The organism is Kitasatospora sp. NPDC088351 (assembly GCF_040685575.1).
Lineage (GTDB): Bacteria > Actinomycetota > Actinomycetes > Streptomycetales > Streptomycetaceae > Kitasatospora.
Genome location: NZ_JBFBIL010000006.1, coordinates 61,874 through 82,418 on the forward strand (window position 1 = coordinate 61,874; position 20,545 = coordinate 82,418).

The 20,545-nt window shown below is 75.0% G+C and carries 14 protein-coding genes; 10 read left to right on the forward strand and 4 right to left on the reverse strand.

Annotated features, from left to right (window positions below):
* The first annotated feature begins 122 nt into the window (after positions 1-122).
* The 3 genes from AB0P06_RS06660 (at position 123) to pcrA (ending at position 4,947) form a co-directional block, all read left to right on the forward strand.
* The gene (locus AB0P06_RS06660) at positions 123-1,523 is read left to right on the forward strand and encodes a PspC domain-containing protein (RefSeq protein WP_363605798.1); all 1,401 of its coding nucleotides are present in this window, start codon (positions 123-125) and stop codon (positions 1,521-1,523) included.
* Positions 1,516-2,220: a response regulator transcription factor gene (locus AB0P06_RS06665; protein WP_363605560.1), complete on the forward strand. Its 705-nt coding sequence runs from the start codon at positions 1,516-1,518 to the stop codon at positions 2,218-2,220. The genes AB0P06_RS06660 and AB0P06_RS06665 overlap by 8 nt, the downstream gene beginning before the upstream one ends.
* 90 nt (positions 2,221-2,310) lie before the next feature.
* The gene (gene pcrA, locus AB0P06_RS06670) at positions 2,311-4,947 is read left to right on the forward strand and encodes a DNA helicase PcrA (protein ID WP_363605561.1); all 2,637 of its coding nucleotides are present in this window, start codon (positions 2,311-2,313) and stop codon (positions 4,945-4,947) included.
* Between the two features lie 37 nt (positions 4,948-4,984).
* On the opposite strand, the gene AB0P06_RS06675 is transcribed toward pcrA, so the two are convergent.
* Positions 4,985-5,857, reverse strand: coding sequence for a peptidoglycan DD-metalloendopeptidase family protein (locus tag AB0P06_RS06675; protein ID WP_363605562.1), 873 nt, complete (start codon positions 5,855-5,857; stop codon positions 4,985-4,987).
* Positions 5,858-6,173: 316 nt separating this feature from the next.
* On the opposite strand from AB0P06_RS06675, the gene AB0P06_RS06680 reads away from it, so the two are divergent.
* Positions 6,174-6,581 carry a cobalamin B12-binding domain-containing protein gene (locus AB0P06_RS06680; RefSeq protein WP_363605564.1) on the forward strand — a complete coding sequence of 136 codons (408 nt, stop codon included), beginning with the start codon at positions 6,174-6,176 and terminating at the stop codon, positions 6,579-6,581.
* A gap of 73 nt (positions 6,582-6,654) precedes the next feature.
* Here AB0P06_RS06680 and AB0P06_RS06685 read toward each other — a convergent pair whose 3' ends face one another.
* Positions 6,655-8,280 carry a DUF5691 domain-containing protein gene (locus AB0P06_RS06685; protein WP_363605565.1) on the reverse strand — a complete coding sequence of 542 codons (1,626 nt, stop codon included), beginning with the start codon at positions 8,278-8,280 and terminating at the stop codon, positions 6,655-6,657.
* Positions 8,281-8,637: 357 nt separating this feature from the next.
* Positions 8,638-9,948 carry an SWIM zinc finger family protein gene (locus AB0P06_RS06690; RefSeq protein WP_363605567.1) on the reverse strand — a complete coding sequence of 437 codons (1,311 nt, stop codon included), beginning with the start codon at positions 9,946-9,948 and terminating at the stop codon, positions 8,638-8,640.
* Positions 9,949-10,124: 176 nt separating this feature from the next.
* On the opposite strand from AB0P06_RS06690, the gene AB0P06_RS06695 reads away from it, so the two are divergent.
* From AB0P06_RS06695 to sucD, 5 genes are all read left to right on the forward strand, one after another.
* Positions 10,125-11,207 (forward strand): AAA family ATPase, encoded by a 1,083-nt coding sequence (locus AB0P06_RS06695; protein ID WP_363605568.1) that lies wholly within the window; start codon positions 10,125-10,127, stop codon positions 11,205-11,207.
* A gap of 37 nt (positions 11,208-11,244) precedes the next feature.
* A complete protein-coding gene (locus AB0P06_RS06700) occupies positions 11,245-13,566 on the forward strand; it encodes a DUF5682 family protein (RefSeq protein WP_363605569.1) in 2,322 nt (773 codons plus the stop codon).
* A gap of 25 nt (positions 13,567-13,591) precedes the next feature.
* The gene (locus AB0P06_RS06705; protein WP_363605570.1) at positions 13,592-14,764 is read left to right on the forward strand and encodes a VWA domain-containing protein; all 1,173 of its coding nucleotides are present in this window, start codon (positions 13,592-13,594) and stop codon (positions 14,762-14,764) included.
* Positions 14,765-15,078: 314 nt separating this feature from the next.
* The gene (sucC, locus tag AB0P06_RS06710) at positions 15,079-16,251 is read left to right on the forward strand and encodes an ADP-forming succinate--CoA ligase subunit beta (protein ID WP_363605571.1); all 1,173 of its coding nucleotides are present in this window, start codon (positions 15,079-15,081) and stop codon (positions 16,249-16,251) included.
* Between the two features lie 18 nt (positions 16,252-16,269).
* The gene (gene sucD, locus AB0P06_RS06715; protein ID WP_363605572.1) at positions 16,270-17,151 is read left to right on the forward strand and encodes a succinate--CoA ligase subunit alpha; all 882 of its coding nucleotides are present in this window, start codon (positions 16,270-16,272) and stop codon (positions 17,149-17,151) included.
* A gap of 72 nt (positions 17,152-17,223) precedes the next feature.
* On the opposite strand, the gene AB0P06_RS06720 is transcribed toward sucD, so the two are convergent.
* Positions 17,224-19,035 carry a LuxR C-terminal-related transcriptional regulator gene (locus AB0P06_RS06720; protein WP_363605574.1) on the reverse strand — a complete coding sequence of 604 codons (1,812 nt, stop codon included), beginning with the start codon at positions 19,033-19,035 and terminating at the stop codon, positions 17,224-17,226.
* A 135-nt stretch (positions 19,036-19,170) separates the two neighbouring features.
* On the opposite strand from AB0P06_RS06720, the gene AB0P06_RS06725 reads away from it, so the two are divergent.
* Positions 19,171-20,511, forward strand: a complete 1,341-nt coding sequence (locus AB0P06_RS06725) for a DUF6350 family protein (protein WP_363605575.1) — start codon at positions 19,171-19,173, stop codon at positions 20,509-20,511.
* Positions 20,512-20,545 lie beyond the last annotated feature (34 nt).

Below are 20,545 nucleotides of genomic sequence, written 5' to 3' on the forward strand. Positions count from 1 at the left end.
GGGGGGGCACCCTGATGCGTCCGGCCCCGCCCGCGTGGAACCATCGTGGCGTGGCAGCCCCCGGTTCCGACTCCCGACCCCTCGTCCCCGACGCAGCGCCGTCGGCCGGCCCCGATCCGGCCGTGCCCGCCGACGGCCGGCCGCCGTACCGCCGGTTCTACCGCAGCCCGCAGGGCCGGATGCTCGGCGGGGTCGCGCACGGGCTCGCGGTGCACCTCGGTCTGCCGGTCACCTGGGTCCGGGTCGCCTTCGTGCTGCTGTTCTTCGCGCAGGGCATCGGCGTGCCGCTGTACGCGGCGTTCTGGTTCGTGGTGCCGATCGGCATCGGCGAGCCCGCGCAGCGCGGCGCCCACTGGGTCTACCTCAACGGCGCCTTCGTGCCCACCGGGCTCGGGCAGGCACCGGGGGCGGCCCTGAGCAAGGGCCGGCGCGGGCGGCTCGACCGGCTGCGGGAGCAGTTGCAGCACACCTTCCACGGCGAGCCCGCCGGGGCGCCGCCCGCCGAGACGGGCGAGGAGGGGGCGGCACCGGCCCGGGCCGCCGGGAGCGGCCAGGCCGGCCTCGGCCAGCTCGCCGCGCTGGTCATGGTGGTGATCGGCCTGATCGCCCTGCTCAGCTCGCTCGGCGTGCAGACCGCCAAGCCGTACACCTGGCCGCTGCTGGCGATCGGCGTCGGCGTCGCGCTGGTCTGGCGGCAGGCCGACGACTCCCGCTGGCAGCGCTGGTTCGGCCTGGAGGAGAGCGAGAAGCGGCGCGGCGCCTACACCCGCGTCGGTGCCGGAGTGCTGCTGGTGGTGGCCGGCACCATCGCCTTCCTCGCCATGCAGGGCAGCGGCTCCACCCTGGGCTCGGTGGTGGAGGCCTCGCTCGCGGTGCTGGCCGGGGTGCTGGTGCTGGTCGGCCCGTACGCGCTGCGGATGTGGCAGGACCTCGGCGCCGAACGCACCGCCCGCATCCGCGCCCAGGAGCGCGCCGAGATCGCCGCGCACGTCCACGACTCCGTGCTGCACACCCTGACCCTGATCCAGCGCCGGGCCGAGGACCCCAAGGAGGTGCTGCGCCTGGCCCGGGCCCAGGAACGCGAGCTGCGCCTCTGGCTCTACCGCCCGGAGGCCGCCGCCGAGGCCGCGCCGGACACCATGGCCGAGAGCCTGCGCGCGGTGGTCGCCGAGGTCGAGGACCGGCACGGGGTACCGGTCGAGGTGGTCATCGTCGGCGACTGCCCGATGGACGAGCGGATCTCGGCACAGATGCAGGCCGCGAGGGAGGCGACGGTCAACGCGGCCAAGTACGGTGGCGGGGGACCGGTCCAGGTCTACGCCGAGGTGGAGGGGAGGACGGTGTCGGTGTTCGTCCGCGACCACGGCCCCGGCTTCGACCCCGATACGGTGCCCGAGGACCGGATGGGCGTACGCGAGTCGATCATCGGCCGGATGAAGCGCAACGGCGGCACCGCACGGGTGCGGTCCGCGCCGGACGGCGGCACCGAGGTCGAGCTGGAGATGGAGAGAACGGATGACTGAGGCAGCGCCGGCGGTGGCGTCCCAGGCCGAAGGCCCGGGCAGGATCGCGCGGGTCGTCCTGGTGGACGACCACCGGATGTTCCGGACGGGGGTACGGGCGGAGATCGGGCGCACCGAGGCCACCGGCATCGACGTGGTCGGCGAGGCCGACGACGTGGAGTCCGCGGTCCGGGTGGTCGCCGAGACCAGGCCGGACGTGGTGCTGCTCGACGTCCACCTGCCCGGCGGCGGCGGGGTCGAGGTGCTGCGCCGCTCGGCCGGGCTGATGGGGGAACAGGGCGGCGTGAAGTTCCTGGCGCTGTCCGTCTCCGACGCGGCCGAGGACGTCATCGGGGTGATCCGCGGCGGTGCCCGCGGCTACGTCACCAAGACCATCACCGGCACCGACCTGGTCAACGCGGTCTTCCGGATCTCCGACGGCGACGCGGTCTTCTCGCCTCGGCTGGCCGGCTTCGTGCTGGACGCCTTCGCGGCCACCGACACCCCGCCGGTGGACGAGGACCTCGACCGCCTCACCCAGCGCGAGCGCGAGGTGCTGCGGCTGATCGCCCGCGGCTACGCGTACAAGGAGATCGCCAAGCAGCTGTTCATCTCGGTCAAGACGGTGGAGAGCCACGTCTCCGCGGTGCTGCGCAAGCTCCAGCTGAGCAACCGCCACGAGCTGACCCGCTGGGCCACCGCGCGCCGGCTGGTCTGAGCCCCGGGACCTCGCCGCCCCGTTGCCCGCCCGGCCCGGTTCCTCCGGCCGGGCGGGCTTGTCAGTGGGTGGCCATAGACTCGGAGTGCCATGAGTAGCCTCTTTGACGACCTCCCGCTCCCCGGTTTCGAGGCCCCCGCCGCCGGGTCGAAGCAGCAGCCCGCCGCCCCCGCCGACGAGGAGCCGCCGCCGTACGAGGACGACGTCCCGTACGACGCGTACGAGGAGGCGATTCCGCAGGGGCTGTTCGAGACCGACCACGCCGCCGAGGCCGAGCGGGACTCCTGGTACCGCAACGGCGCCGCCCGGACGGTGGTGGACCCGGCGCAGCTGCTGGAGGGGATGAACGACCCCCAGCGCGAGGCGGTGCTGCACGCGGGCTCGCCGCTGCTGATCGTGGCCGGCGCGGGCTCCGGCAAGACCAGGGTGCTCACCCACCGGATCGCCCACCTGCTGGGCGCGCGCGGGGTGCAGCCGGGCGAGATCCTGGCGATCACCTTCACCAACAAGGCGGCCGGCGAGATGCGCGAGCGCGTCGAGCAGCTGGTCGGGCCGCGGGCCCGGGCGATGTGGGTGTCCACCTTCCACAGCGCCTGCGTACGGATCCTGCGCCGCGAGTCCAAGCTGCTCGGCTTCACCTCCTCGTTCTCGATCTACGACTCGGCGGACTCGCAGCGGCTGATGTCGCTGGTCTGCCGCGATCTCGACCTGGACCCGAAGCAGTTCCCGCCGAAGTCCTTCACGGCGAAGATCAGCAACCTGAAGAACGAGCTGATCGACGAGGAGACCTACGCCGACCAGGCCGCCAACCCGATGGAGAAGAAGCTCGCCGAGGCGTACTTCCTCTACCAGCGGCGCCTGCGCGAGGCCAACGCGCTGGACTTCGACGACATCATCATGACCACCGTCAACCTGCTCCAGGCGTTCCCCGACGTCGCCGAGCACTACCGGCGGCGGTTCCGGCACATCCTGGTCGACGAGTACCAGGACACCAACCACGCCCAGTACATGCTGGTCCGGGAGCTGAGCGGGGGCTCGGTCACCGCCGCGCCGAAGCGCACCGTCGACGGGGACCTGGTGGACCCGGCGGCCGGGCGGCTCGCCGAGGTGCCGCCGGCCGAGCTGTGCGTGGTCGGTGACGCGGACCAGTCGATCTACGCCTTCCGCGGCGCGACGATCCGCAACATCCTCCAGTTCGAGGAGGACTACCCGGACGCGGTCACGATCCTGCTGGAGCAGAACTACCGCTCCACCCAGACGATCCTGAGCGCCGCCAACGCCGTCATCGAGCGCAACGCCAACCGGCGCGAGAAGAAGCTCTGGACGGCCGGTGACCACGGCGAGAAGGTGATCGGCTACGTCGCCGACGACGAGCACGGCGAGGCCCAGTTCATCGCCGACGAGATCGACCGGCTGACCGACGCCGGGGACGCCAGGCCCGGCGACGTCGCGATCTTCTACCGGACCAACGCCCAGTCCCGGGTGTTCGAGGAGGTGTTCATCCGGGTCGGGCTGCCGTACAAGGTGGTCGGCGGGGTGCGCTTCTACGAGCGCAAGGAGGTCCGGGACGTCCTGGCCTACCTGCGGGTGCTCTCCAACCCCGAGGACACCGTGCCGCTGCGCCGGATCCTCAACGTGCCCAAGCGCGGCATCGGCGACCGCGCCGAGGCGATGGTCGACGCCCTGGCCGCGCGGGAGCGGATCTCCTTCGCGCAGGCGCTGCAGCGGGTCGACGAGGCGTACGGCATGGCCGCGCGCTCGGCGAACGCGGTGAAGAAGTTCAACACGCTGATGGCCGGGCTGCGGCAGGTCGTGGAGTCCGGAGCGGGCCCCGCGGCGGTGCTGGAGGCGGTGCTGGAGGAGACGGGCTACCTCGCCGAGCTGCAGTCCTCCACCGATCCGCAGGACGAGACCCGGGTGGAGAACCTCCAGGAGCTCGCCTCGGTGGCCCTGGAGTACGAGCAGGACCCGGGGGAGCGGCCGGACGCGGGCGAGGACGGCGCACCGCCGGTCGGCTCGCTGGCCGACTTCCTGGAGCGGGTGGCGCTGGTCGCCGACTCGGACCAGATCCCGGACGAGGACGAGGAGGGGCAGGGCGTCATCACGATGATGACCCTGCACACCGCCAAGGGCCTGGAGTTCCCGGTGGTCTTCCTCACCGGTATGGAGGACGGCATCTTCCCGCACATGCGGGCGCTCAACCAGGTCAAGGAGCTGGAGGAGGAGCGGCGGCTCGCGTACGTCGGGCTGACCCGCGCCCGGGAGCGGCTCTACCTGACCCGCTCGGTGCTGCGCAGCGCGTGGGGGCAGCCCTCGTACAACCCGGCCTCGCGGTTCCTGGAGGAGATCCCGGAGCCGCTGGTGGAGTGGAAGCGGATGGGGGCGGCGTCGGCGCCGGCCCCGCGCGGGTACGCGGGGGGCTCGTCCGGCTCGTTCGGCGGGCGCGGGTTCGCCGCGAGCGGCGGCGGTTCGCGCGGGTCCTCGCGGGGCGCCGCGGCGGCTGCGCCGAAGGCGGGCTGGGGGCAGTCGGCGCGGCGTTCCGGCGGCGCCGTCGAGCGCGAGGTCGTCGGGCTGGCGGTGGGCGACCGCGTCACCCACGACACCTTCGGGCTGGGCACGGTGGTGGCCACCACCGGCGTCGGCGACAAGGCGCAGGCCACGGTGGACTTCGGTTCGGAGGGGCGCAAGCAGCTGCTGCTGCGGTACGCGCCGGTGGAGAAGCTGTAGGACCGGGGCGGCGGGGCCCGCGCCGGCGGCCGGTGGGTCAGCGCGGGTCGATGCCCTGGGCGAGCAGCCAGGGCAGCGGGTCGACGGGTGCGCCGCCGCCGGCCGGGCGGATCTCGAAGTGCAGGTGCGGGCCGGTGCTGTTGCCGCTGCTGCCGACGAAGGCGATCACGTCGCCCGCCTTCACCGTGCCCTTGCGGATCTTGTACGAGCGCAGATGGCAGTACCAGGCCTCGGTGCCGTCGGCCGTCTTCAGGATCGTCATATAGCCGTACGACGGATTCCACTGGGTGCGGATCGTCCCGTCGGTGACGGCCAGCACCTGGGTGCCGCCGTCGACCGGGAAGTCGATGCCGGTGTGCCGGGCGGCCCAGTGCGTACCGGACGCGCCGAAGGTCTCGCCCAGACCGCGCTGGGCGACCGGGAGGGAGATCTTGGGGCGCTCGGGTGGCTTGGGCGCCTCGGCGGTCGGGTCGGCGGTCGGGTCGGCGGTGGGATCGGCGGTTGGCTGCGCGGCCGGGTCCGTGGTGGGCTGTGCGGCCGGGTCGGCGGCGGGCTGGGTGCCGGACAGCGGCTGGCGGGCGTCGCCGCGGGAGGCGTGAGCGGCGTCGCCCGGTGCGGAGGCCTGCCGGACGGTGGTCCCGGCGGCCGCACCGGCGCCGGCCGGGTCGGCGGCGGCCTGCTCGGGCCCCCGGCCGGCCGCCTGCGCGCGCTGCTGGTCGGCCGCTTCGCCCTGGACGGTCACGGCGGCCGCCGTGGCCACTCCGAGCGCGGCCACCGACGGCAGCGCGACCCGCAGCAGCGCCGTTCTGGTGGCGGCCTTGGCGGCGTCGCGGCGCTGGGCGCGCGACTGTTCGCGGGCGGCCACGCGCAGCTCGGCGCGGGTCGGACGGGCGGCTGCTTCGGGAGCCATCGGGGGCTGCCTCCTCGGTGGGCCTCGGGCACGTCGACGGACAGGGGAAAACAGCCGAGACTGTAGTCGTAACGCCGACATCCGGACAAAAGTCCGGATGTCAAGAGGCAGGGCCGTGGGGACACCGACGGTGACGGAGGGGCGGAAAGCGGGCGGCGAAAGGCGAAGCTGTGACTTTCCCCTCCTCTTGCCGGGCGGCACGGCCAACCGGGCCGGGTGGCGCTAACCTCCCCTCAGGTTTGTTATTGCTGGTTAACCGCGCCCGCGCCCGACGAGGTCCGGTGGGGTGGTGGACGACGAGGTCCAGGAGGCAGTGATGGGTGTGTCAGGGCCGATCCGCGTGGTGGTCGCCAAGCCGGGGCTCGACGGTCACGACCGGGGCGCCAAGGTCATCGCGCGCGCCCTGCGCGACGCCGGTATGGAGGTCATCTACACCGGGCTGCACCAGACGCCCGAGCAGGTGGTCGACACCGCCATCCAGGAGGACGCGGACGGCATCGGCCTGTCGATCCTCTCCGGCGCGCACATGACGCTCTGCGCGCGCGTCCTGGAACTGCTGAAGGAGCGCGACGCGGAGGACATCAAGGTCTTCTGCGGCGGGATCATCCCGGACGACGACATCGCCGAGCTCAAGGCCCTGGGCGTCGCGGACATCTTCACCCCGGGCACGCCGACCCGGGACGTGGTGGCCTGGGTCGAGGCCAACCTGCGGGCCGCCGGCTGAGTCCACGCCGACCGGGCCGGTACGGAGAGCTTCCCGCTCCGTACCGGCCCGGTCGCATGTCGGCGACCGCCGCTCAGCCGTCGAGTTCGGCGAGCATCGCCTCCCGGAAGCGCAGGGTGCCGGCCAGCCGGGCGAAGGTCTCGCCCCAGGCCGAGGCGGGCGCGGCGGAGGCCGCCAGGGCCTCGACGGCGGTGGCCGTCCCGGGGGCGAGGGCCCGCTCGGTCATCCCGAGCACCCCGCTGTGGCTCCACGGGTACGCGCCGGAGGCGGCCGCCCGGTCCAGCGCCGCGACCACGGCGGTCGACAGCGGCGGGGTCCACGGGGTCGCGCAGGCGCCGAGCAGCTGGAAGGCCTCGCCGAGGCCGTGCACCTCGACGAAGGCGGCCGTCCAGGTGGCCCGTTCGGCGGCCGGGAGCACCGAGAGCAGCTTCGCGGGAGCGCCGGCCGTCCGGGGTGCGCGGCCCGTCCGGGTGCCCCTCCCCGGGGCGGGCGCCGGGCCGAGCAGCGCCCGCGCCCAGCCGGCGTCCTGCTGGCGGACGGCGGCCCTGGCCCAGGCCTCCCGCAGGTCGTCGGCCCAGCTGCTGCTGGTCTCGTCGATGCTGTCGCCGACCCGGAGGGCGAGCAGCTGATCCGGCGTCAGGCCGGTGGTCCCGGACCAGACGGCCAGCGGGGCGGCGGCGATCACCTCGCCGAACCACCAGGCCCGTTCGCCGCGCCCGGTGGGCGACTTGAGCGCAATGCCGTCGCGCTGCATGGCGGCGTCGCACGCGGCGGGCGGGCTGACCAGCAGATGCGTGCCGCGCTCCGAGAGGCGTACGGCGGTGCGGGCGCGCTCGGCCATCCGGTGGGCGAGGGCGGTGCCGGGGAGGGTGGAGAGCAGCTCGGCGGCGGTGGCCCGGACGTTCTTGCTGCGGTCGCCCAGGGCGGCCTCCAGGAACGGTTCGTCGGCGAGGGAGAGGCCTTCCTGCAGGGCGTCCAGGAAGAGCAGGCGGTCCTCGGCGCGTTCGGTGGGCCAGCTGCTCCGGAGCAGGGCCAGGCCGGCGGCGGGGTCGCTCCGGCGGAGCGCGGTGAGGTGGGTGACGCGTTCGGCGAAGAGGCCCTCGTGCCAGAGGCGGTCGTCCTCGGGGAGTTCGGCGGCGGGCGCGGGGTCGGTGGTGGTGCGCAGGACGAAGCGCCAGTCCGGGTTCTGGGCGGCGAGCCAGCGGCCGAGCGGGCCGGCCAGTGCGACGGCGTCGGGGCGCAGTTCGCTACGGGCCCGGGCCGCGTCCAGCAGGGCCGGGACGAGAGCGGCGGGCGGGCGGTAGCCGCGGGAGCGGGCGGTGGTGAGCCATTGGGGGAGCAGCTCGGCGAGGTTGGCGAGGGCGTGGCTCGAGCTGCTTCCGGCGCCGCGGTTGCTGAGCAGCAGGGAGAGCCGACGGGCGGCGGGGGGCGGGAGTTCGGGGCGCGGGTCCTCGGGAGCGGGCGGGCCGGGGGGTTCGGTGGCGGGCGCGGGGAGGGCACCGGCGCGGCGGCGGACGGCGGCCAGGGCGGCGAGTTCGAGGAGGGCGGTGGCCGGGTCGGTGCGGTCCACCGCCTGGGCGGTGGTGCGGTGGGCGGGGGAGCCGGTGGGGGGATCGGCCGGCAGGGGGCGGCGGTCGGTGCCGAGGAGGGCGGTGGTGTGGAGGGTCTCCCAGGGGTCGGCGGGGGTGGTGGGTGGCACGGGGGCTCCTGTGGGTTGGTGGGTGCTGTTCGGGGGGCTCTCGGGAGGGTGGTGGCGGGGGCGGCTCCCGGGGTGGTCGCTCCGGGGGCTGGATGATTTTCAGACTGCCGATTCTGTTGGTGGGCGCTTTCGCCGTTGGCAGTCTGAAAATCACCCGCCACGCCCCCTTCCGCGACCACCCCGTACGCCGCCCCCTCCCGCAGCGCGTCCCTCTCGCCCTGGTCGGGTGGTGGGTGGGAGGGAGGGAAGGGGCGGGAAGGGGGGCGGGAGGAGGGGGAAGGAAGGGGCGGGAGCGGGTGGGTGGGTGAGCGGTGGGGGGAAGGGAGAGAGGGGCGGGAGGGGAAGGGAGGCCGGGGGTTACGGGGTGGTGAGGCTGATGGGGCGGGTGTCCTGGCCCCAGGCGGTGATGGGGGTGAAGCCCTGGTGGCCGTGGTCGCCGAAGACGGTGAGGGGGCGGCCGGTGGAGACGGCGGCGAGGCGCCAGAGGGCGGGTTCGGGGGTGGTGGTGCGGCGGACGGGGAGGGTGTGGTGGCCGTCGGTCAGGTGCCAGCCGTCGGGGGTGAGGACGGGGACGACGGCGGTGAGGACGGTGGGCCAGGTGTCGAGCCAGGGGTCGTCGGCGACGGCGGCGCCGTACGTGGCGACGGCCTCGGCGGGGCTGAGGCCCGAGGGGGGTGCGGCGGGGCCGGGTTCGGGGGTGCCGTAGCGGGCGCCGAGGGCGGCGCGCAGGGGGCGGGCGCCGGGGTGGAAGGCGAGGTCGGCCTCCAGCAGGTGGCCGGTGGGGAGGGCGAGGTCGGGGGCCTGGCCGGGGCGGCCGAAGGCGAGGAGGAGGGCGAGCCGGCCGGTCTTGGCGCCGCGCAGCCAGAGCCGGCGGGTGGTGAGGCGTTCGTCGGCGGTGTCGCGGCTGCCGAGGACGTGCCAGCGGTCGCGGACGGTGGGTCCGGCGAGGAGTTCGGCGGTGTCGGTGGTGTAGCCGACCCGCGCGCGGACCGTGGCGGCGAGCGGGTCGGGCAGTTCGTCGACCCGGGTGGCGGCGGTGGCGAGCAGGTGGAGCATGGCGTACTCCTCCAGGAGGCTGTCCTGCGGGGTGGTGTCGAGTTCGCGGACGCGGGTGGCGAGGCCGGGGGCCTGGGCGTCGACCATGCGGGCGGCGACCTCGTCCCAGGGGCCGGCGCTGCTCCCGTCGGACAGGCCGTGGCGGATCCGGTCGGCCAGCCGGAGGCGCAGTTCGCCGGCGCCGGCGGCGACCCTGGCGGAGCGCTTCTCGGCCCGGCGGCGGGCGGCGGCCGGGTCGGCCGGGGTGTCGGCCCTGGCGGCGCGCTGCTCGGCGCGGTTCTGGCGGCGCTTCAGCCACTCGGACGCCCAGTCGGCGGGCTCGGCGCCGTCCGGGACGGCCTCCGGGGTGCCGCTCCAGAGCAGGAGGAGTCCGAGCGCGTGCTTGCACGGGAACTTCCGGCTCGGGCAGGTGCACGTGTAGGCGGGCGTGGCCAGCTCCACGGCGGTGCGGTACGGCGTGCTGCCGCTGCCCTTGCACGCGCCCCAGAGCGCGGTGCCGTCGGTGCCGGTACCGGACCAGGGCGCGGCCGAGGAGAGTTTGCCCGCCGCCTTCCGCGACGCGGCGTCGGGCGCGAGGGACAGGACGTGTTCGGTGCTCCAGCGTTCCTCCATGCCGACGACGGTAGGCGGGGGGACTGACAGCCGGAGCGGTCGAACTGAGGGCCGATCAGGATTGTCAGTGGCCCGGTGCATGGTGGTTCTCGCAGGCCGGGACGCCGACCTGGCTCCCCCCGATCACCTCGCCGCCTGCCACAGGTGTGTCCGGCGGCCGACCCGAAGGAGCCCTTATGACCGACGTTCTGCGGCAGCACGCGGAGGACGCGTTCGCTGCCGAACTGGCCGCGCTGGCCGCGCAGGACGACCGTCCGCGCCCCGAGCGCTGGAAGCTGTCGCCGTGGGCCGTCGCCACCTATCTGCTGGGCGGCGAGCTGCCGGACGGCACCGTGGTCACGCCCAAGTACATCGGCCCGCGCCGGGTGGTCGAGGTCGCGGTGACGACGCTGGCGACGGACCGCGCGCTGCTGCTGCTCGGCGTGCCGGGTACCGCGAAGACCTGGGTGTCGGAGCATCTCGCGGCCGCGATCAGTGGTGATTCGACGCTGCTGGTGCAGGGCACCGCGGGCACGCCGGAGGAGGCGGTCCGGTACGGGTGGAACTACGCCCAGCTGCTGGCCCACGGCCCGAGCCGGGACGCGCTGGTGCCGTCGCCGCTGATGCGGGCGATGGCCGACGGGAAGATCGCCCGGGTCGAGGAGCTGACCCGCATCCCGGCGGACGTGCAGGACAGCCTGATCACGATCCTGTCGGAGAAGACGCTGCCGGTACCGGAGTTGGGCGGCGAGACGCAGGCGGTGCGGGGCTTCAACCTGATCGCCACCGCCAACGACCGGGACCGGGGCGTGAACGAGCTGTCGAGCGCCCTGCGCCGGCGGTTCAACACCGTGGTGCTGCCACTGCCCGGTTCGCTGGAGGAGGAGGTGGACATCGTCACCCGCCGGGTCAACCAGCTCGGCAGCTCGCTGGAGCTGCCCCAACTGCCCGGCGGCGCCGAGGAGATCAGGCGTGTGGTCACCGTCTTCCGCGAGCTGCGGGCCGGGATCACGACGGACGGCCGGACGAAGGTGAAGACCCCGAGCGGGACGCTGTCGACCGCGGAGGCGATCTCGGTCGTGACGAACGGGCTTGCCCTGGCCGCCCACTTCGGCGACGGCGTGCTGCGGGCCGGCGACGTTACGGCGGGCATTCTCGGGGCCGTCGTCCGGGATCCGGTGGCCGACCAGGCGGTGTGGCGCGAGTACGTCGAGGGCGTCGTCCGCGAGCGGGACGGCTGGAAGGACTTCTACCGTGCCGCCCGCGAGCACACCCGCTGAGACGGCCGTCGTTCGAGTTCCAGGGAGGGAGGGCGCGATGAGCGCAGAGGTGACGCTGCTGGGCGTACGGCACCACGGTCCGGGCTCGGCCCGCGCGGTGGCCGCCGCGCTGGAGCGACTGCGGCCGGACGCGGTGCTGATCGAGGGCCCGCCGGAGGCCGATCCGATCATCAGGCTGGCGGGCGAGAAGGACATGGTGCCGCCGGTCGCGCTGCTCGCCCACGCCGTGGACGATCCGGCCAGGGCCGCGTTCTGGCCGTACGCCGAGTTCTCCCCGGAGTGGGTGGCGATCCGCTACGGCGTCGAGCGCGAACTCCCGGTCCGCTTCATCGACCTCCCGGCGGCGTACGGCTTCGCCGTGACGGAGGAGGCGGATCCCGGGCCGGACGAGGCGGTGCCCGGCGACCCGATCGCGCTGCTCGCCGAGGCGGCCGGCCACGACGACCCGGAGCGCTGGTGGGAGGACGTGATCGAGCACCGCACGCCCGGCGCCGACGAGTTCGCCCCGTTCGCGGCCGTCGCGGAGGCGATGACCGCGCTGCGCGAGGAGGGGGCCGGGGAGCGGCGGCGCGACGAGCTGCGGGAGGCGTACATGCGCCAGCAGATCCGCGCCGCCCGGCGGGCCGGCCACCGGCGGATCGCGGTGGTCTGCGGCGCCTTCCACGTCCCGGTCCTGGCCGCCATGCCGACGGTCGCCCATGACCGCGCGCTGCTCGCCGGCCTGCCGAAGAAGGTCAGGACCGACATCACCTGGGTGCCCTGGACGCACCGCCGGCTCTCCCGACTCACCGGGTACGGCGCCGGGATCGCCTCGCCGGGCTGGTACCACCACCTGTTCGCCGCGTCGGGCGATCCGCTGCCGAAGTGGCTGGCCAGGGCCGCCGAGCTGCTGCGGGCCGAGGACCACCCGGTCTCCTCCGCGCACGTCATCGAGGCCGTCCGGCTGGCCCGCACGCTGGCGGTGATGCGCGGCCGGCCGCTGGCCGGGCTGACCGAGACGCTCGACGCCGTCCGGTCGGTGATGTGCGACGGGTCGGACGTCGCGCTGGAGCTGGTCCGGGACCGGCTGGTGATCGGCGACGCGCTCGGCACGGTGCCGGACGCCGCACCGGCGGTGCCGCTGCAACGGGACCTGTCCCGGCTGCAGCGCTCCCTGCGGCTGAAGCCGGACGTCGAGCCGCGCGACCTCGACCTCGACCTGCGCAAGGAGAACGACGCGGCGCGCTCGCGGCTGCTGCACCGGCTGCGCCTGCTCGGCGTCGAGTGGGGCGTGCCGGTGCGGTCCGCCGTCCACTCGACGGGCACCTTCCGGGAGAGCTGGCGGCTCTGCTGGCAGCCCGAGTTCGCGGTCCGGATCGCCGAGGCCGCCCAGTGGGGCACCACGGTCGAGGACGCGGCGGTCGGCAAGGCCGTCGGCACCGCCCGGGCCGCCGTCGAACTCGCCGAACTCACCGGCCTGGTGGAGACCTGCCTGCTCGCCGGGCTGGGCGGGGCGCTGCCCGCCGTGATGCGGGTGCTCGCCGACTGCGCGGCCCTGGACACCGATGTCGCCCACCTCGCGGGCGCCCTGCCCGCCCTGGTCCGCGCACTGCGCTACGGCGACGTCCGGGGCACCGACAACGGCGCGCTCGCCGAGGCCGCGACCGGTCTCGCCGACCGGATCTGCGTCGGGCTGCCGCCCGCCTGCACCGGTCTTGACGCGGCCGGCGCCGCGGCGATGCGCGGCCACCTCGACGAGGTGCACGGCGCGATCGGCCTGCTGGAACCGGCCGACGCCCCTGACTCCCCCGACGCCCCCGATGCCTCCGGCGACCTCGCCGACCGGTGGGCCGCCGCCCTGCGCTCGCTCGCCCGTCGCGAGCCCACCGGCGGCCCGGCGACGGGCGTCCCCGGCCTGCTGCGCGGCCGCGCCGTCCGGCTGCTGCTCGACGACGGCCGGCTCGGCTCCGAGGAGGCCGGCCGTCGGATGGGCCTGGTCCTCTCGGTGGCCAACGCCCCGGCGGACGCGGCCGGCTGGGTCGAGGGCTTCCTCACCGGCGGCGGGGCCCTGCTGCTGCACGACCCTCGGCTGCTCGGCCTGCTCGACGCCTGGCTGACGGCGGTGCCGGCGGAGGTCTTCACCGATGTGCTGCCACTGCTGCGCCGTACCTTCTCCGCGCTGGAGGCGGGGGTGCGCACCACGGTCGGCAGCCGGGTCGCGGCCGGCCCGCTCGACGCCGCTGCGGCCCCGGCCGGGACGGACGGGGCCCTGCTCGACCAGGCCAGGGCCGACGCCGCGCTGCCCACCCTCGCCCTCCTGCTCGGCCTCCCCGGCGGACTGCCGCGGATTCCCCTGCAGGCCGCCGGCCGCGACACCTGATCCGCACCCACCGAAGGAGCATCCGATGGCAGTGACCACCTCCCCCGCCGCCGAGGAACGGCTGCGCCGCTGGCGGCTGGTGCTCGGCGGCGAGGCGGACGGGACGGGCTGTGCGCTGCGCGGCCGGGACGCCGCCATGGACGGTGCGCTCGCCGCGCTGTACCGCGGGGCTCCGCCGGAGGGCAGGGCCGCGACGGGCGGCCGCCGCAGCGCCGGCCTGGGCGGCTCGGCGCCGCAGGTGGCGCGCTGGCTGGGCGACATCCGCGAGTACTTCCCCTCCACCGTCGTGCAGTTGATGCAGCAGGACGCCATCACCCGGCTCGGCCTGGACCACCTGCTGCTGGAGCCGGAGATGCTGGAGGCCGTCGAGCCGGACGTCCACCTGGTCGGCACCCTGCTCTCGCTGAAGCACGCGCTGCCGGAGACCACCCGGGAGACCGCCCGCGCGGTGGTCGGCAAGGTGGTCGCCGAGCTGGAGCGCAGGCTCGCCGACCGCACCCGGGCCACCCTGGGCGGCGCGCTGGACCGCAGTGCCAAGGTGAACCGCCCGCGCCACCGCGACATCGACTGGGACCGCACCATCCGGGCCAACCTGAAGAACTACCTGCCCGAGTACGGCACGGTCGTCCCCGAGCGGCTGGTCGGCTACGCCCGTGCGCAGCGCGCGGTGAAGAAGGACGTCATCCTCTGCATCGACCAGTCCGGCTCGATGGCGCCGTCCGTGGTGCACTCGGCGGTGTTCGGCGCGGTGCTCGCTTCGATGAGGAGCCTGGACACCCGGCTGGTCGTCTTCGACACCTCGGTGGTGGACCTCACCGAGCAGCTCACCGACCCGGTGGACGTCCTGTTCGCCACCCGGCTCGGCGGCGGCACCGACATCAACCGGGCGCTCGCCTACTGCCAGTCGAGGATCACCCGCCCGTCCGAGACCGTCGTGGTGCTGATCAGCGACCTCTACGAGGGCGGAATCCGCGACGAGATGCTCAAGCGGGTGGCGGCGATGAAGGCGGCCGGCGTCCAGTTCATCGCGCTGCTCGCGCTCTCCGACGAAGGTGCGCCCGCGTACGACCACGCGCACGCCGCGGCACTGGCCGCGCTCGGCGCCCCGGCGTTCGCCTGCACCCCGGACGTCTTCCCGGAGATCATGGCGGCGGCGATCGAGAAGCGCCCCATACCGGTGCCCGACCAGGGGGTGTAACGGCCGGGGGCGCGGATTCACCCGGATGCGCGAACCCGGTCCGCCGCAGGACAGGGCCTGTGACGGACCCCCGTAGGCTGGCTGTGACGGTTCTCACCAAAGACTGGCCGGTCCCGGGCGAAACACTCCCGTCGTCCGGGGATAACCTGCCAGACGGACGTGACGCGCGTGTTGATTGACGTGTGCGCCCGTGGCTGTGTGGGCCGCAAGGCCGTTCTTCTGCGTACCCGCACCGCCCCGACGACCCGCAGCGAAGATCCTGCCGTGGCACGCTCGTAGAGACACAATCCGCGACCACGAACAAGGACAAACACGTGGACCTGTTCGAGTACCAGGCGAGGGACCTCTTCGCCAAGCACGGTGTGCCCGTGCTTGACGGCGATGTCATCGAGACTGCCGCAGACGCTGCCGCCATCGCGGAGCGCTTCGGCGGCCGCGCCGTCGTCAAGGCTCAGGTGAAGGTGGGTGGCCGAGGCAAGGCCGGTGGCGTGAAGCTCGCCGCCGACCCGGCGGACGCCGTCGCCAAGGCCGAGGCGATCCTCGGCATGGACATCAAGGGCCACACCGTTCACAAGGTGATGCTGGCCCAGACCGCGGACATCAAGGACGAGTACTACGTCTCGTTCCTGCTGGACCGCACCAACCGCACCTTCCTGGCCATGGCCAGCGTCGAGGGCGGCGTGGAGATCGAGGTCGTCGCGGAGGAGAACCCGGACGCGCTCGCCAAGATCCCGGTCGACGCCAACGAGGGCTGCACCCCGGAGAAGGCCGCCGAGATCGTCGCCGCGGCGAAGTTCCCGGCCGAGGTCGCCGACCAGGTCGCCGAGGTCCTGCAGAAGCTGTGGAAGGTCTTCATCGCCGAGGACGCGCTCCTCGTCGAGGTCAACCCGCTGATCAAGTCCGGTGAGGGCAAGATCATCGCGCTGGACGGCAAGGTCTCCCTGGACGAGAACGCCGAGTTCCGTCAGCCCGGGCACGAGGCGCTCGAGGACAAGGCCGCCGCCAACCCGCTGGAGGCGGCGGCGAAGGCCAAGGGCCTGAACTACGTCAAGCTCGACGGCGAGGTCGGCATCATCGGCAACGGCGCGGGTCTCGTCATGAGCACCCTCGACGTCGTCGCCTACGCCGGCGAGAAGCACGGCAACGTGAAGCCCGCGAACTTCCTCGACATCGGTGGCGGCGCCTCGGCCGAGGTCATGGCCAACGGCCTGGAGATCATCCTCGGCGACGCCGACGTCAAGTCGGTCTTCGTCAACGTCTTCGGCGGCATCACCGCGTGCGACGCCGTCGCGAACGGCATCGTCCAGGCGCTGGCCCTGCTGGCGGAGAAGGGCGGGGAGGTCAGCAAGCCGCTGGTCGTCCGCCTCGACGGCAACAACGCCGAGCTGGGCCGTAAGATCCTGACCGACGCCAACCACCCGCTGGTGCAGCAGGTGGACACCATGGACGGTGCGGCCGACCGCGCCGCCGAGCTGGCCAACAAGTAAGGAAGGGGACTTAACACCATGGCTATCTTCCTTACCAAGGACAGCAAGGTCATCGTCCAGGGCATGACCGGCTCCGAGGGCATGAAGCACACCCGCCGCATGCTCGCCTCCGGCACCCGGATCGTCGGCGGTGTGAACCCGCGCAAGGCCGGCACCACCGTGGACGTCGACGGCACCGAGGTGCCCGTCTTCGGCACCGTCGCCGAGGCCATCGAGAAGACCGGTGCCGATGTCACCGTCATCTTCGTGCCGCCGAAGTTCACCAAGGACGCCGTCGTCGAGGCCATCGACGCCGAGATCGGCCTGGCCGTCGTCATCACCGAGGGCGTCCCGGTGCACGACACCGCCGCCTTCTGGGCGTACGCGGGCTCGAAGGGCAACAAGACCCGGATCATCGGCCCGAACTGCCCCGGCCTGATCAGCCCCGGACAGTCGAACGCCGGCATCATCCCGGCCGACATCACCACCTCCGGCAAGATCGGCCTGGTCTCGAAGTCCGGCACCCTGACCTACCAGCTCATGTACGAGCTGCGCGACATCGGCTTCTCCTCGGCCGTGGGCATCGGCGGTGACCCGGTCATCGGCACCACCCACATCGACGCCCTCAAGGCGTTCCAGGAGGACCCGGAGACCGAGCTGATCGTCATGATCGGTGAGATCGGCGGCGACGCCGAGGAGCGTGCCGCGGCCTACATCGCCGAGCACGTCACCAAGCCGGTCGTCGGCTACGTCGCGGGCTTCACCGCCCCCGAGGGCAAGACCATGGGCCACGCCGGCGCCATCGTCTCCGGCTCCTCGGGCACCGCCCAGGCGAAGAAGGAGGCCCTCGAGGCCGCCGGTGTCAAGGTCGGCAAGACGCCGTCCGAGACCGCCCGCCTGGCGCGCGAGCTCATCGGCTGACGCTCGCCCCGCTCGTCGAGCGCCCCTGTCCGGTCCGGGCAGGGGCGCTCGACGTTTCCGCCTCCGCCGTGCTCAGCCGTCGTCCGCCGCGCAGGGGCGGAGCGGCCGGCGGGTGCAGTCCACCGGCCCGGGCGGCGGCGGCAGCGGCGCGGCGTGCCTGGTGGTGGTCAGCTCCCACGGGCGGGCGGCCCGGGGCGGCGGGGGGGCCACCATGACGGCTTCGACGCCCGGGGCGGTGCTGCACCAGAAACTGCGGACACCGGGCTCCGGGCCGTCGGGGAGGGCCGGGACGGCGTCCTTCTCGGCCGGGACGCAGAGCACCGGGGTGGGCGGCGCGGACGGGCGGAACAGCACCGACGGCCCTTCGCCGGCCAGGGTCGCCACCGCCGCACCGCTCACCGCCACCGTGAGCAGCGCCGCCGCCCCGGTCCGGGCGGCGTTGCGCAGCCCGCTGCGTGCGCGCAGCACCGGGACCGGTGAGCGGTGCGGCTCCGGGCAGGCGCGGACGGCCGCCCGGTGCAGCAGCCCGCTGAGCCGGTCGGCGAAGCCGTCCGCCGTCGGATCCGGCCCGACCAGGTCCGGCACCCAGTGCGCCAGCGCCGTCCGGGCGGCCCAGACCCGGCCCTCGGCGGCCGTCAGCGTCGACTCCACCTCGACCGCGACGGCGGTGGCGGGCAGCCCCAGCCCGTCGTGCAGCACCAGCGCCCGGCGCTGCGGGCGGGAGAGCCGCTTGAGCGCCTTGAGCAGGGCGTGGTCGCGGTCGGTGAGACGGTCGTGGTCCGGCAGCACCGGCTGGGACTCGTCGGCCGGGCGGACCCTGATCCGCCGGTGCGGCAGCCGCCAGACGTGCGCCCGGCGCGGACCGCCCCGGTGCCAGGGGGAGAGCGCCAGGTCGCAGGCGCGCACCCGGACCCAGACCTCCGGGTCGCCGCCGGCCACCACCTCCTCCCACCGCCGCCGGGCCTCCCCGAAGGCCCGGCCGACGCAGTGCACGGCCCGGTGCCTGCAGGTGGCGACGAGGAACACCTGCTGCACCAGCCGGGTGTGGGCGGTCTCGTACGACTCCTCGAACGAGGCGACGGGGGCGCGGACCGCCGGGGCGGGCGGCGGGGCCGGGGTGACCGCGGACCACGCGGGCGGGTGCCCGGCGCCGGCCCCCTGACGGTCGTGGGCACCGTAGCCGTCATGGGCGCCGTGACGGGAGGCCGGTTCACCGGGGGGCCTGGCGTCCGTCGGCGCGGTCGGCGCGGGCCGCTGCCCGGTGCCGACGACGGGCTGCCGCCCGGCGCCCGGCCGGGCCGGGTCCGCGGGCCGGGTGCCCGCCCCGTCGGGGGAGCCGGTACCGGGCGGCTGCCGCCTCCGCTCCGTGCCGACCACCGGGGGCCGCCGGGCGGGGCCGCCACCCGGCTCCGGGCGGTCCCCGGCGGTCGCGGCGCCCGGCCCGGCGGTGCGTACGCCCGGAGGTTCGTCGGGCCCGGCGGTTCCGTCCGGCCCGTTCCCCGCGGGCGCGGTCCGCGCGGGGCTCAGCAGGGCGGCGAGGGCGGCGGCCTCGGCAGGGGTCCGGGTGCCGAGCTTCCGCATGGCCCGGTGCAGCCAGCCGCGGACGGTGTCCGGGGTGACCCCGAGCGCCGCCGCCGACCGGGCGAGGTCCTGGCCGGCCGCGAGGTGGGCCAGCACCTGGACCTCACGCGGCGTCAGCCGCCGTAGCAGCCGGAAAATTTCCTCCTCGGTGCGGGCGGTGGCGCCGGCGTCTCCGGCGGCCTTCGCGGTGCGGCCGGGTCCGGACCGGCCCTTTCCCGAACGGTCCTGCGGCGCGGGCTGGCCGTCGGCGGGGGAGCCGTCGGGGGAGCCGTCGGGGCGCTCGGCGGTCGGCGGGGTGGTCATCAGACGTTCCGCGCCGAAGTGGGGGCGGCGGCGTGAGAGCATGGTCTGAAAATGCGCATAAGCCAATAATCTGGGACACGACGGCGGTTTGCCCCTTCACGGAGCATGGCGAGTCGCCTTGGCACCATGAGGCGCATGACGCAGCTGATGGGCCGTCCGATCCTGGAAGTGCCGGGCGAACTGGGCGCCAGACCCGTGCTGGCCGACCTGCTCGTCGGGGTGCGGACGGCGCTGCTCGGTCTGGCCGTGGTCGCGGTGCCGGTGCTCGGGCTCTGGGTGGTGACCCCGTACGCGGACGACGGTGCGCCCGGCGCCGCCCGGCTGGCCGGAGCGCTCTGGCTGCTCGGGCACGGCGCGCCGGTGCTGCGCGGGGGTGTGGACGCCCCGCTGACCGTCACCCCGCTGCTGCTCGGCCTGCTGGCGGTGGGTCAGCTCCACCGCATGGGCGCCCGGGTGGCGTCCCGCCGGGGCCTGCGGGCGCGCCGGAGCGGCCCGGTGGCGGTCTGGGCCGGCTACTGCGCGGTGGCGGCCGGGGTGGTGGTGCAGTGCTCGGGCGGCGGCGCGTTCCGCAGCCGGGTGCTGCCGGACGTGCTGGCGGTGGCGCTGCTGGCCGCCGCCGCGACCGCCGCGGGTGTCCGTTCGGTCCGGTCGGGGGAGCGCGGCCGGGCGTGCTGGTCGGCCTTCTGCGGGCGGGTGCCGGTCTGGGCCCGCGCCACCGGCGGCGCGCCCGTGGTCCGTGCGGCGGCGCTGGCGGCCGGGGCGGCCCTGGTGGCCGCGGGCGGGGTGGTGGTCGCCGTGGCGGCGTTGCTGGACGCGGCGGCCGGCGGCGGGCGCGGGGCGACCCCGCTCGCCGCCGGCCCGGCCGCCGTGGCCGGACTGGTTCTGCTCAGTCTGGTCCTGCTGCCCAACGCGGTGCTCTGGGGCACGGCGTACGCGCTGGGCCCGGGCTTCGCCGCCGGGGCCGGGACGGTGGTGGCGCCGTCCGGCACGGTGCTGGGGCCGGTGCCCGAGTTCCCGCTGTTCGCGCTGCTGCCGGAGTCGGGCGCGGGCGGCTGGCGGCTGCTCGCCTGCCTGCTGCCCGCGCTGGCCGGGGTGGTGCCGGCCCTGCTGCTGGGCCGGGCGGCGGCCGGGCGGCGCGGCGAGGGCGCCCCGTGGCATCCGGTCGCGACGGTCGCGGCGGTGCTGGCGGCGGCGCTGCTGACCGGCGCCGCGGCGGCGGTGCTGGGCGGGTTCTCGGGCGGCGCGCTGGCCGGCGGCCGGATGGCTCGGCTGGGCCCGGTGCCGTGGCGGACGGGCCTGGCGGCCGCGGGCTGGGTCGCCGCGGTGGCGGTGCCGGGCGCGCTGCTGGTGCGGTTCGGGGCGCTGCGTGGTGGCCCGGCGCTCGCGGGTCGTGCGCGCCGGAGCGCGCTGGCGTTGCGCGCCCGGGCGTACGCGGTGGTGGTGCGGCTGGGCGGGCGCGCGGACGGCGCGGGCTGAGCCCTGCCCGCCCCTGTCGCCGACCGTTCCCGCC

Coding starts and splice junctions, on each gene's coding strand:
- AB0P06_RS06665 (WP_363605560.1), top strand. CDS start 1,516: ATGACTGAGGCAGCGCCGGCGGTGGCGTCCCAGGCCGAAGGCCCGGGC.
- pcrA (WP_363605561.1), top strand. CDS start 2,311: ATGAGTAGCCTCTTTGACGACCTCCCGCTCCCCGGTTTCGAGGCCCCC.
- AB0P06_RS06675 (WP_363605562.1), bottom strand. CDS start 5,857: ATGGCTCCCGAAGCAGCCGCCCGTCCGACCCGCGCCGAGCTGCGCGTG.
- AB0P06_RS06680 (WP_363605564.1), top strand. CDS start 6,174: ATGGGTGTGTCAGGGCCGATCCGCGTGGTGGTCGCCAAGCCGGGGCTC.
- AB0P06_RS06690 (WP_363605567.1), bottom strand. CDS start 9,948: ATGGAGGAACGCTGGAGCACCGAACACGTCCTGTCCCTCGCGCCCGAC.
- AB0P06_RS06695 (WP_363605568.1), top strand. CDS start 10,125: ATGACCGACGTTCTGCGGCAGCACGCGGAGGACGCGTTCGCTGCCGAA.
- AB0P06_RS06700 (WP_363605569.1), top strand. CDS start 11,245: ATGAGCGCAGAGGTGACGCTGCTGGGCGTACGGCACCACGGTCCGGGC.
- AB0P06_RS06705 (WP_363605570.1), top strand. CDS start 13,592: ATGGCAGTGACCACCTCCCCCGCCGCCGAGGAACGGCTGCGCCGCTGG.
- sucD (WP_363605572.1), top strand. CDS start 16,270: ATGGCTATCTTCCTTACCAAGGACAGCAAGGTCATCGTCCAGGGCATG.
- AB0P06_RS06720 (WP_363605574.1), bottom strand. CDS start 19,035: ATGACCACCCCGCCGACCGCCGAGCGCCCCGACGGCTCCCCCGACGGC.
- AB0P06_RS06725 (WP_363605575.1), top strand. CDS start 19,171: ATGACGCAGCTGATGGGCCGTCCGATCCTGGAAGTGCCGGGCGAACTG.